This window comes from Lentiprolixibacter sp., from assembly GCF_982873095.1.
This window is the reverse complement of sequence record NZ_CEYNTP010000060.1, coordinates 1-12,636: the sequence shown is the minus strand read 5'-3', so window position 1 is coordinate 12,636 and position 12,636 is coordinate 1. Positions and strand designations below refer to the sequence as shown.

Here is a 12,636-nt window from a genome sequence, read left to right as displayed (position 1 = left end):
AAACGGTGCATGTTTTTGTGGAGAGGAGTAAATATAAGGGCCCCTTTCTACCCGGTTATCGTGAGTGGAAGCCTTTTTACAAGGTCTCGGATACCGGCCTGAAATACATTGACCACATGGTGGGCAATGTGGGGTGGAACGAAATGAACAAATGGTGTGAATTCTATGCCAAGGTGATGGGATTTGCCCAGCTGGTTTCCTTTGACGATAAGGACATTTCAACAGAATACACCGCCCTGATGAGCAAGGTGATGAGCAATGGGAACGGCCGGATCAAGTTTCCTATCAATGAACCGGCAGAAGGAAGGAAGAAATCACAGATCGAGGAGTACATAGAATTTTACAATGGCGCGGGAGTACAGCATATGGCATTGGCTACGGACAACATCATTGAAACCGTTACCGAACTCCGGAACCGCGGTGTTGAGTTTCTCACCGTCCCTGCAACCTATTACGAAGAAGTATTGGACCGGGTAGGAGAAATAGACGAAGACCTGGTACCCTTGCGCGATCTGGGAATCCTGGTTGACAGGGATGACGAGGGCTATCTGCTTCAGATTTTTACCAAGCCTATTTTGGACCGGCCTACCATGTTCATCGAGATCATTCAGAGGAAAGGTGCAAAATCTTTTGGAAAAGGGAATTTTAAAGCGCTTTTCGAGTCCATTGAGCGCGAACAGGCGTCCCGGGGCACCTTATAACAGGGATTGTTCTTAAGAATTTCTAAAATTCAACCCCAGAACGGTAAAGTATTGTTAAGGGCCTCGTTAAAGTACGTTAAAAGCCTGTACAGTATAGGAGGCTTGTATTAAATTGCGTGCATATAAGGGGTGGTTCCCTTATTACTTTAAGTATTGGTTTTTCATAATTTAAAGTTTGGTTGGTTATTTAGGAAAGCCCTGACAGCTCTGTCGGGGCTTTTTTATGCAATAGATTGGAACAAATTTTGTTTATGCTATTGTAAAACCTTTATAAATAGGGTATTAATTTGATATTTTTGCCCGGCAATGCTATGAAAAATGCCCTTTACATACTGATGTTCCTGCTTTCTGCCGGCCTTTTTGGCCAGAATGGCAGCGCTTTTACCGAGAATGAGTCGGCTTTTAAAACGGGCGAATGGCTGAAATTCAGGATCCATTACGGTTTTCTGAATGCCAGCTACGCTACGTTGCATATCCTCAACGATAGTATTGATGACATCCCTGTGTACCATGTGGTGGGGAAAGGAAAAACAACAGGTTTCGCCAGTTTATTTTTCAAGGTAGATGATACCTATGAAAGTTATTTCGACAAAAAAGACGGAAAGCCCTACCGCTTTATCCGCAAAATAAGCGAGGGAGGATACACCAAGGATATCGAGATCAATTTTGACTATACCGAGGATCTGGCAGTTCTGAATGATAAAAAGAACAAGAAAAAGTTTAATTTTGCCATCGAGGATAACCTCCAGGACCTTATCTCGGGCTTTTATTACCTGAGGAACAAGTACGAATTTGAGGACCTGGAAGTTGGAAAATCCCTGGAATTGAACATGTTGTATGATGACGACGGGATTTTTCCATTCAAACTGAAATATCTGGGGAAAGAGGTCCTGAGGACCAAATACGGTAAGGTGGAATGCCTTAAGTTCCGCCCCTATGTGCAGTCGGGCAGGGTATTCAAAGAGCAGGAAAGTTTGTCGCTCTGGGTATCCAACGACCGTAACAAAATCCCCATCAGGATCAAGGCCGATCTGATTGTTGGGTCCATCAAAGCCGATTTGGATGGCTACAACGGGCTGAAGAACCAGTTTAAAATTATCATGGACCGCCGCTAATATGAAAGACAAAGAGCGCATCGAATCCCAAATCTCAAAACTCGAAGAGAAATACAAGGATTCGGGCCAGGACCTCAGCTCTTATCTGGACGGTTTACTTTACCAACGCTACCTTACCTATTGGGATTATATCCACCTCGATACCTTATTGAGCCTGCAGGTGCCGAGGACGCATTTTCCTGACGAGGAGATCTTCATCCTCTACCACCAGATCACGGAACTTTACTTTAAGCTCATCCTTCACGAGCAGAAGCAAATCGTGGACGACACCTCTCAGCGGGTGGATTTCTTCATTGAGCGACTGAGACGGATCAACAGTTATTACAAAGCCCTGATCTCGTCATTTGGCATCATGGTCCGGGGGATGGAAAAAGAACAATTCCTGAAGTACCGGATGGCATTGTTACCATCAAGTGGCTTTCAGTCTGCGCAATACCGCATGATCGAGATTTACGCCACCCCACTGGAACACCTTGTGGCCTGGGACGAACGGGATCAGTTTTCCCCGGATACCCCCATTGAAGAGTTGTATGAACATATTTATTGGAAAAAAGGGGCCACGGATGCAGTCACCGGGGAGAAGACCCTGACCCTCAAGCAATTCGAATATCGCTACACCCCCAGATTTATCAGGATCGCCAAACAGGTCAAAGGGAATACCATTTATCATAAATACCTGAAATTACCGGAAGAAAGCAGGAATAATAAAGCCTTGATCACCGCGTTAAAAACAATGGATGTCAACGCAAACATTAACTGGCCCCTGGTACACCTGGGATCGGCACATCGCTATCTGAATCGCGAAGATGCACCGATCGAAGCTACAGGGGGTACAAACTGGAAGGCCTACCTGCCGCCAAGTTTCCAGAAAGTTGTGTTTTTTCCGGAACTGTTTTCAAAACTAGAGTTAAATAATTGGGGGAAAGAATGGGTAGACCATATCTTTAACCCAGAAAAAATCAACAGCTGACAATGCATAGATTCTGGGGCACTTTACTTTTCGCATTGCTCATTTTTGTTTCCTGTAAAGACGAAAAAAAGACAGATACACTACCTGAAGAGGTGACTGAGGCAGAAATCCTCCCTCCGGAGATGGCCTTTGGGTTTGAACTGGACGGTTTTGAAGTAATTCGTGACACAGTCCGTAACGGGGACAGCTTTGGGGCACTTATGTTGGATAACAACATCGATTATAACAAGGTAGAGGTACTTGCCAAGAGGTTCCGGGACACCTTTGATATCAGAAGGATCCGTGTGGGCAGGCCCTATATGTTGCTTAAATCCAAAGATTCCATCTCCCGTCCTGAGGTCTTTATCTATGAGAACGACCTGATCAACTATACGGTCATCGATTTCCGGGATTCTGTAAATGCCTATAAAAAGCGCAAGGAAATTACACGAAGGGAACGCGAGGCTTCCGGGGTCATCCCTCCAGGGGGGAACCTGTCTGATGTAGTGGTCAAGGAGGGGATCGACTACCTGATGGTGAACGAACTTTCCGAGGTCTATGCCTGGACCATAGATTTCTTTAAACTGGATGCCGGGGATAAATTTAAGGTCATCTATGATGAACTTTACATCAATGATTCGGTATACGCTGGCGCCGGAAACATCAAGGCAGCCTATTTTGAACATAGAGGAACGCCCATATATGCTTTTGCCTATGAGTCGGATTCCCTGAAAAACGTGGTTGACTATTTTGATGAAGAGGCCAACAACCTCAGGAGGACTTTTTTAAGGGCACCCCTTAAGTTTGGCCGCTTATCCTCACGATATAACCTGAGGCGCCGGATCAAGTATTACGGCTATCGGGTAAGGCCGCACCGGGGAACGGACTATGCGGCACCCATCGGAACTCCTATTCTTGCAACTGCGGATGGTGTAGTTACGGAATCCACCCGAAAAGGGGGCAATGGAAAGTATGTAAAAATAAGGCACAACAGCACCTACAGTACCCAGTACCTTCATATGAGGGCCCAGAAGGTGAAACGCGGTGAGTTCGTGAAACAGGGGGATGTTATTGGATGGATAGGCATGACCGGGAATACCGGAGGCCCCCATGTATGTTACCGTTTCTGGAAAAACGGGCGACAGGTAGATCCGCTAAGAGAGGATCTACCGGCTGCAGAACCCCTTGCCGAAACCTTGCGTCCCAAATATTTTGAGTATATCAATCCTATAAAGGAGCAACTGGATTGCATCCCCTATACTGCTGATGAACAACTGCTAACTTCCAATCCCTGACATGCCGCTAAAGAGTATTGATCCAACCACTACCCAGGCCTGGAAACGCCTGGCCAACCACTACAACCAACAGCACCAACAACATCTCAAAACCCTATTTGCGGAGGACCCGGAACGGGCTTCCCGCTTTACGCTGCAATGGAAGGACTTCCTGGTGGACTACTCCAAAAACCGTATCAACCAGGAAACGATGCAACTCCTATTGTCCCTGGCAGAAGAGATGGACCTAAAAGGGGCTATTGAAAAGTATTTTGGGGGCGACCTGATCAACCAAACCGAAGGCAGGGCCGTGCTGCATACCGCCCTCAGAACCCCATCGACAGGTTCGGTAATAGTTGATGGTACTGACGTGGTTCCTGAAGTACAGGAGGTCAAGAAAAAGATCAAAGCCTTTGCTGAGGCTGTCATCAGTGGGCAAAAAAAAGGATATACCGGTAAAGCGTTCACCACCGTGGTAAATATCGGCATCGGGGGATCAGACCTGGGTCCGGCCATGGTTACAGAAGCCCTTAAGTATTACAGCAACCACCTGGATGTTCACTTCGTGAGCAATGTGGACGGTGACCACGTGCATGAGGTCCTGAAAACCCTGGACCCGGAAACCACCCTCTTCGTTGTGGTGTCTAAAACCTTTACCACACAGGAGACCCTTTCCAATGCCACCACTATTAAAAACTGGTTCCTCAACCATGCCACCCAGGCCGATATTGCAAAACATTTTGCTGCCGTATCTACCAATAAGGTGAAGATAGCGGAATTTGGTATTGATGCGGACAATGTTTTCCCCATGTGGGATTGGGTAGGGGGAAGGTTTTCCCTGTGGAGCGCAGTAGGCCTGAGTATTGCCCTGGCCGTGGGCTATGAAAATTTCGAAGCCCTCCTTAACGGGGCTTACAAAATGGACCGGCATTTCCGGGAAACACCCTTTGCTGAGAACATACCGGTCATTGCCGGCTTACTCACCTTATGGTACAATAACTTTTACAAGGCCGAAACCGAGGCCATCATTCCCTATACGCAGTACCTGAGCCGTTTCTCTGCCTATTTGCAGCAGGGGATCATGGAAAGTAACGGGAAAAGTGTTGACCGAAGCGGCAAGCCGGTGGGATACCAGACCGGGACCATTATCTGGGGTGAACCCGGAACCAATTCCCAGCATGCCTTTTTTCAGTTGATCCATCAGGGTACCAAGCTTATCCCAGCGGATTTTATCGGCTTCAAGGAATCCCTGCATGGGGATACCGACCACCATAACAAACTAATGGCCAATTTCTTTGCCCAGACCGAGGCCCTTATGAATGGGAAAACAGAGGCAGAGGTAAGAGCTGAATTTGACGCCAGGGGAGTTTCCCAAGCGGATCAGCAACGCCTTACCCCCTTTAAAGTATTCGAGGGCAACAAACCCACGACTACCATTCTTATAGATAAGCTCACTCCGGCAAGCCTTGGGGCACTTATTTCCCTTTATGAACACAGGATTTTTGTTCAGGGCGTCCTCTGGAATATTTACAGTTATGACCAGTGGGGTGTGGAGCTTGGAAAACAGCTGGCATCCAGGGTGCTGGAGGACCTGAATTCTCCTTCTATTTCCCCCCATGACAGTTCCACCGAAAACCTCCTGAGATCCTTCAAAAAATAGACTGCCTAAAATTCTGAAAACCAACAGGTTGTAATTACTTGCGGTTTTGCTTTTCTAAGTGCTAAGTTAGTGTTAAATTTAGGGTCCCGATTTAACATTAGCTTAATAAAGATATGTTAAGAATCCCCCACTTTTGCATTGCATTTTTAAACACTAAATAACACTCAAAATGAAGAAGTTTTACTTAGCAGTAGTGGCAGTCTTTTGTACGGCTATTGCATTTTCGCAGGGGGTTACTACTTCCGCGATCAGTGGACAGGTGACCGACGACAACGGGGAACCCCTTGGGGGAGCTACCGTTGTTGCAGTTCACGTACCAACGGGCTCTACGTACGGGGCAGCTACCGATTTCGATGGCTACTATCGTATTTCCGGTATGCGTGCCGGGGGACCCTTCCGTATTACCTTTTCTTATCTGGGATTCAATGAAGATGTAAGAGAAAACATTTTCCTTACCCTGGGTAGGACCTCGCAATTCAATTCCACGCTTTCTGAATCGGCGACTGCGCTGCAGGAAGTAGTAGTTACCGCAACGGGAACGGGAATTTTCGGGGCCAGCAAGACAGGTACAGAAACCACCATTTCGCAGCGGGAAGTTGCAACAGTACCTGCCGCTTCGCGTTCCATTGCTGACTTTGTGCGTCTGACGCCCCAGGCTCAGGTGACAGAAGGTAACGATGGATTTAGTATCTCCTTAGCCGGACAAAACAACCGCTACAACGCCATCTATATTGACGGTGCGGTAAACAACGATGTATTTGGTTTGGCTGGTTCTGGTACTAACGGTGGACAAACCGGTGTAAACCCACTTTCTGTGGATGCGATCGAAACCTTCCAGATCAACATTGCACCTTTTGATGTTCGTCAGTCAGGTTTCTCCGGGGGATCCATCAACGCCATTTCACGTTCCGGATCTAACAACTGGGAAGGATCTGCCTACTCTTTCGTACGAAACGAAAGCCTTGCAGGCAAGACCCCTCCAAGCCTGGTAGGAGATGGAGAAGAGCGCGAAAAACTCGCTGAGTTCAGTGCCCTTACCTATGGGGTGCGTGTTGGAGGTCCTATTGTTAAGGACAAATTGTTCTTTTTCCTCAACTACGAACGTCAGGATGACGAAACACCCCAACCGTTTAACTTCAGCAACTATACCGGTAGGTCGAGCCTTGCTGACCTTGAGGGGCTGCGCAGCTTCCTGGTAAGCAATTATGGCTACGATCCGGGGATCTTTGATAACAATACAAGAACGCTCGAAAGTAACAGGATTACGGCTAAGCTGGACTGGAACATCAACCAGGACCACAAGTTGAGCCTGCGATACGGATATACAGACGCAGACAACCTGGAAGCACGGAACTCCGGAAACCGATTTATTGGTTTCATCAACGGTTCAGAGGCTTTCGTGTCCAAAACCAATTCCCTGGCACTGGAACTGAACTCACGTTTTGGAGATAATTTTGCCAACAACTTCGTACTGGGGTACACCCGCGTACGTGACGACAGGGATCCGGCTGGTGAGCCTTTCCCAACTATAGACATTCAGGATGGTGGAGGAACTCTCTCTTTTGGAGCTGAGCCTTTCTCTACTGCCAACCTTTTGGATCAGGATGTATTCACCCTTACGAACAACTTCGAGATCTACGCAGGTCGCCATACCGTAACCCTGGGGGCCAACCTCGAATTTGCCAAGGTGAAGAACCTGTTCTTTGCCTTCAACTATGGGGATTACACCTTTGAAGACCAGTTTGATACCTCTGGTAACCTGATCTCTTCAGGTCTGAACCAGTTCCTAACCGGACAAGACGCTGACGTATACCAGCACGGATACTCCTTGATCGGTAATGGTACGGTAGGAGATGAGTCTGCCGGTGCCTCTGAGTTCGATACTTTCCAGGCTGGATTCTATATTCAGGACGAAGTACAGATGACAGACGATTTCCGGGTAACTCTTGGTGCTCGTATCGACATTCCTTACTGGAGTGATGGTATCGAAAACGAAGACTTCAACGAGAGGACAATTCCATTACTGGAAGCTGCCGGGAAAGACCTGCAGGGGGCCCGCGTAGGACAAAGTATTGATCCTACTGCCCTGTTTGCCCCTCGTTTGGGCTTTAACTGGGATGTTAATGGAGAAGGTACAACACAGGTACGCGGTGGTATTGGAGTATTTACTTCTCGTCTGCCTTTGGTATGGCCTGGTGGAACCTATAACAACAACGGTGTTACCGGTGGCTTTATGTTCGAATTCGGACAGCCTTTTGAGCCCAACGTAAATAACCAGTTTGAAGATCCTGCTCCTGGTTCTGGCGGAACCGGAGGTAACGTGGACCTGATTGCCAAGGACTTTAAATTGCCACAGGTTGTGAAGTACAATATCGCAGTAGACCAAAAGCTTCCTCTATGGGGACTGGTTGCCTCTGCTGACTTCCTTTACACTGACGTTATCACCGATATTTACTATGAGAACCTCAACTTGGGAGGACCTACAGGAGCCTACGAAGGTGCTGATACTCGTTTCTTCTATGACAGGAGGGCCGAAATTGACGACACCTATGGCCGTGTGATCCTTGCTTCCAACACCGGAGGAGGATATGCCACAAACACCACTTTCTCATTGCGTAAGCCTTACGACAATGGTTTTGCAGGTCAGGTTGCCTGGACCTTTGGTGATTCTTACAAGGTATTTGATGGTACGTCTTCCCAAAACAGTTCACAGTGGAGGAACATCCAGACCGTTAATGGTAAGAACTCCAGGTTGCCTGTAACCCGATCTGATTTTGCTTTGGGGAACAGGGTAACCGCCAACGTATCTTACGAGCTGCGCTGGAATGACAATGTAAAAACGACCTTTGGCCTGTTCTACGAAGGCTACCAAAGCCGGCCTTACAGCTTTATCTACAGGGAAGGACGTGACCTGCTGAACGATGATTCCAGGGATAATGCCCTGATTTACATCCCGGCTTCTTCTGATGAGATCGTACTCGTGGGAGATGATCCTGCAGCTGAGTGGGAGCGTTTGAACACCTTCATTGAAAGCATCGATTATCTGAAAGAGAACCGTGGAAAATACGCTGAGCGTAACGCTTCCCGGGGAATCTGGAGCCACGTGGTTGACCTTAAGATCCTGCAAGACTTCAGCCTGGACTGGGGTGGGAAGAAACACACCTTCCAGCTCTCAGCGGATATGTTCAACTTTACCAATTTCATCAACAAGGATTGGGGTAAAAGAAGGTTCATCAGAAGCGAAGTGGCGCCTTTGACCACCGTTTCAACCGGATCTACTCCTGCCTTCGAAGTGAACGACGGGGTTGTAAATCCTGACGGTACACCTAACATTGTGGAATTGGATGACTTTGGATTTGCTTCCTCAAGGTGGCAAGCCCAGATAGGTCTGCGATACATTTTCAACTAATTACTAACCGACCTATAGAGAAAACCCTGATGTGATCATCAGGGTTTTTTCGTTCTAAATGGCTACATTTAAAGCTGTAAAACACATATTATGGAAATATTGCAAAACGTCCATTCCTATCTGGCCTATGTAGTGCTGCTGGTACTTATCCTCGCCGTGGTGAATGCCATTGCTGGCTTGGCCGGAAACAAAATGTTTACCCTACATAAGGACTTTCGGTTAAGTCTCTTTGCGCTTATCCTGTCCCACCTGCAGCTGATCCTCGGTCTTATCCTGTGGTTTGTATCTACCAGTGGGTTAAAGGCACTTCAGATCGTAGGCATGGGGAATTTAAATGCACCCGCACGCCTGCTGGCGGTGGAGCACCCGTTTATCAATATTATTGCGATCGTCCTGATTACTATCGGCTGGTCGCGTCATAAGAAATTCATGGAGGGCAGGAAAAAATTCAAAAGCATAGCCCTGTTCTACGGGATCGGGCTTTTGCTCATACTCTCCAGGATCCCCTGGGGACAATGGTTAAACTAAAACTGTAAAAGATGAAATATTTGGTAGGGCTGCTTGGCCTGTTCACAAGCATGGCGTTTGCACAGGAGGTGCAGTTGTTTAACGGGGAAAACCTGGAAGGGTGGACCATTTACGGGACCGAGAAGTGGTACGTGGAGGATGGCCTGCTCATTTCGGAAAGCGGCCCGGATAAAGGGTATGGCTACCTGGCCACGGATGCTTATTATAAAGATTTTGAGATCAGCCTGGACTTCCTGCAGGAGGCCGATGGTAATAGTGGGGTCTTTATCAGGTCAACTGTGGAAGGGACAAAGGTAAACGGCTGGCAGGTAGAGGTAGCCCCCCCGGGAAAGCATACCGGTGGGGTCTATGAATCCTACGGCCGGGGTTGGCTGATCAAACCCGATGCAGATAAAGAAAGCGTCCTGAAAGAAGGCGAATGGAATACCTTAAAAATCAGGGTGATGGGCGACCAGCTCACCTCCTGGCTGAACGGCGTAGAAATGGTAAGCCTTACCGATGAGAAGATCGGACAGGGGGAAGGTGCTATTGCCCTGCAGATCCACGATGGGGGCGGTATCCGGGTGAAATGGCGTAATATCAAACTCATAGTCCCCGAGTAATTAAGAAATAGATAACGCGGATTTCAGACAGATAGCTCGGATTTTAAATCCGAGCTATCTGTTTTATTGAATACTGCAAAGAACATGCTCGAGGGGCTCGTATTTTGTTGTTAAAAAGATGTCCGATAAGTACCAAGCCACCCAATCTGACACCACTTACTTTATAACAATTACCACAGTTGGATGGATTGATGTGTTTACCAGAGTTCGTCAAAAACACATGCTAATAGATAGTTTATTGTTTTGTCAAAAAAATAAAGGTCTAGTAATCTATGCTTTTTGTATTATGTCAAATCACATTCATTTATTGTGCAAAGGAAAAGAAGGGAGCATATTGTGCGATATAATTAGAGACTTTAAAAAATTCACTTCAAAGCAAATAATTAAAGGAATATTAGACTATCCGGAGAGTAGACAAGAATGGATGTTAGCCCATTTTAAAAAAGCCTGCTCGCACCTGGCAAGAAACCAACAGTATAAAGTATGGCAAAATGGCTATCATGCCGAAGTAGCTTATTCCAACTGGTTTATCAGGCAGAAAATTAACTACATTCATAATAATCCCGTGGTTGCGCAGATTGTTAATTACACTACTGATTATCCTTTTAGTAGTGCGAGGAATTATGCTGATATGAGAGGACTTTTAGATATTGAAGTCATCCGCATGATATGACATATAGCAGCTAGCTCGGATTTTAAATCCGAGCTAGCTGCGTCTTGCATCTATTCCACCTTCCTGATCAAATATGCATAGACCGGGAAATGGTCGCTGTACCCACCCTGATAACGCCCGGAAGCATAGGTGCGGAAGGGATATCCTTTATACGGACCCTCCTGAGTAGTTAAAAAGGGAGGATTGAATACCCCGGCCTTCCAGAATTTATAGGTACCCCGGTTGGGAGCAACCAACTCCAGTGAAACCAATATCTGATCGAACAAATGCCATTGGTCCCTATAGCCAAGGGAACCTACACCTTTACTGTAAAGCTTTTCCATAGGATTATACAATGCTGACGCTTCAAGGGCTTTGCGCTCCCCCTTTGTCCCAAGCACTTTCCTCAGGCTGATATCTGCAGGGTTGTCATTGAAATCACCCATGAGGAGCAGCCCGATATTGGGATGCTCCTTTTTCAGGGAATCAATAACATGCCTATTAAGCTGGGCGGCAGCTATTCGATAAGGCCGGCTTTGTAGCTCCCCTCCGCTCCTTGAAGGCCAGTGGTTGACCAGGATTGCGATTTCCATATCCTCCAACATGCCCCCTACGATTAATAGGTCCCGGGTATAATCCCTATACCCGTCAATGTCACGAAGGATCAGCCGCTGGCTTTTTATTGAAAAGGGGACAAAGCAAGACTTTCGATAGAGCAGGGCTACATCAATACCCCGTTCATCAGGCGAATCGAAATGAATAACCCCATAGTCATTAGGCAACAGATGCTCATGAGTCACAAGGTCCTGCAGCACGCTCAGGTTTTCCAGTTCACAGAGACCTATAAGATCAGGGGAATCCTTCCGGACTTTGCTTCCGATAAGAGCAAGAACCCGGGCAAGCTTGGCGATTTTATCCCGGTATTTTTCCAGCGTCCAGTGATCCCGGCCATCAGCTGTTCTGTCATCGTCATGGGTGAGGCTGTCGTTTACCGTGTCAAAAAGGTTCTCAAGATTATAGAAGGCGACCGTGCGAACCTGATACCTGGAGTTTCGGGCATCTTGAAAACTCAACACCGTCAGGGGGAGTAGTAGTCCCATCATGAAATAATAGCGCTTTAAGTGCATACCGTGTTCTTTTAATAAAGAGGAATAAAACTATTTCTCCATGCTGAAAGGTTCGTGCAAGAACAGCAAATAGTTTTGGCTCCCTGTACAGATGAAATGTCGGTAGCAGGCGGGCTAAGCAGATGGGTAAATTCATACATAAAAGCGGAAAGAAAAGGAGCCAATGGGAACGGAAGTTGTTGCTCATATACTTCTTAATATTTACGGCAGGGGCTTTAGCACAAGGTATCGTTGTAAGGGGTTATGTGATAGATGCTGGTAACCGGGATCCCCTGCCAGGGGTAGCCATTACACTCGAAGGGCATGAAAACACTGCATTCTCAGGTCCCGATGGGTACTTTGAAATTGCTATTGACTGTCAGAAAGAATGCCTGCTTCTTTTGGATCAGGAGGGCTATGATCCATTGCGAATCCCTTTAGATCCAAAAGAAGCTATTATTGTTTTGGGAGAGGTCGCATTAAGCAGAATAAACCCTGTTGAGAAACGAGATGTCCTTCTGGTTTTATCTGATACTGATCTTGAAGATGATGAAGGAATGTCAGAGGTTATAGGATTTTTACGGGGATCAAGGGACATTTTTCTCAACAGGGCTGCTTTTGATTTTTCCCAGGTATTTTA

The 12,636-nt window shown here is 46.9% G+C and carries 11 protein-coding genes; 10 read left to right on the top strand and 1 reads right to left on the bottom strand.

Annotated elements, in window-relative coordinates; genetic code table 11:
• The 9 genes from hppD to AC4E7D_RS05495 all read left to right on the top strand — a co-directional run.
• Positions 1-701 (top strand): 4-hydroxyphenylpyruvate dioxygenase (gene hppD / locus AC4E7D_RS05535; RefSeq protein ID WP_490172817.1); only part of this gene is annotated, 701 nt, incomplete at its 5' end.
• 311 nt (positions 702-1,012) lie between these two features.
• On the top strand, positions 1,013-1,816 hold the full coding sequence (locus AC4E7D_RS05530) for a DUF3108 domain-containing protein (protein ID WP_490172816.1): 804 nt from the start codon (positions 1,013-1,015) through the stop codon (positions 1,814-1,816).
• 1 nt (position 1,817) lies between these two features.
• Entirely contained in the window at positions 1,818-2,786 is a 969-nt protein-coding gene (locus AC4E7D_RS05525; RefSeq protein ID WP_490172815.1) for a tryptophan 2,3-dioxygenase family protein, read from the top strand.
• A gap of 2 nt (positions 2,787-2,788) precedes the next feature.
• The gene (locus AC4E7D_RS05520) at positions 2,789-4,060 is read left to right on the top strand and encodes a peptidoglycan DD-metalloendopeptidase family protein (protein WP_490172814.1); all 1,272 of its coding nucleotides are present in this window, start codon (positions 2,789-2,791) and stop codon (positions 4,058-4,060) included.
• Between the two features lies 1 nt (position 4,061).
• On the top strand, positions 4,062-5,699 hold the full coding sequence (pgi, locus tag AC4E7D_RS05515; protein ID WP_490172813.1) for a glucose-6-phosphate isomerase: 1,638 nt from the start codon (positions 4,062-4,064) through the stop codon (positions 5,697-5,699).
• A gap of 169 nt (positions 5,700-5,868) precedes the next feature.
• Positions 5,869-9,108, top strand: coding sequence for a TonB-dependent receptor (locus AC4E7D_RS05510; RefSeq protein WP_490172812.1), 3,240 nt, complete (start codon positions 5,869-5,871; stop codon positions 9,106-9,108).
• A gap of 90 nt (positions 9,109-9,198) precedes the next feature.
• The gene (locus tag AC4E7D_RS05505) at positions 9,199-9,636 is read left to right on the top strand and encodes a hypothetical protein (RefSeq protein ID WP_490172811.1); all 438 of its coding nucleotides are present in this window, start codon (positions 9,199-9,201) and stop codon (positions 9,634-9,636) included.
• Positions 9,637-9,647: 11 nt separating this feature from the next.
• Positions 9,648-10,238, top strand: coding sequence for a 3-keto-disaccharide hydrolase (locus AC4E7D_RS05500; protein WP_490172810.1), 591 nt, complete (start codon positions 9,648-9,650; stop codon positions 10,236-10,238).
• 118 nt (positions 10,239-10,356) lie between these two features.
• On the top strand, positions 10,357-10,911 hold the full coding sequence (locus tag AC4E7D_RS05495) for an REP-associated tyrosine transposase (protein WP_490172809.1): 555 nt from the start codon (positions 10,357-10,359) through the stop codon (positions 10,909-10,911).
• A gap of 50 nt (positions 10,912-10,961) precedes the next feature.
• Here the strand turns inward: AC4E7D_RS05495 and AC4E7D_RS05490 are convergent, their stop codons facing one another.
• Positions 10,962-12,017 (bottom strand): endonuclease/exonuclease/phosphatase family protein, encoded by a 1,056-nt coding sequence (locus AC4E7D_RS05490; protein WP_490172808.1) that lies wholly within the window; start codon positions 12,015-12,017, stop codon positions 10,962-10,964.
• A gap of 122 nt (positions 12,018-12,139) precedes the next feature.
• Here AC4E7D_RS05490 and AC4E7D_RS05485 point away from each other — a divergent pair.
• On the top strand, positions 12,140-12,636 hold a 497-nt coding region (locus AC4E7D_RS05485; protein ID WP_490172807.1), incomplete at its 3' end, for a carboxypeptidase-like regulatory domain-containing protein.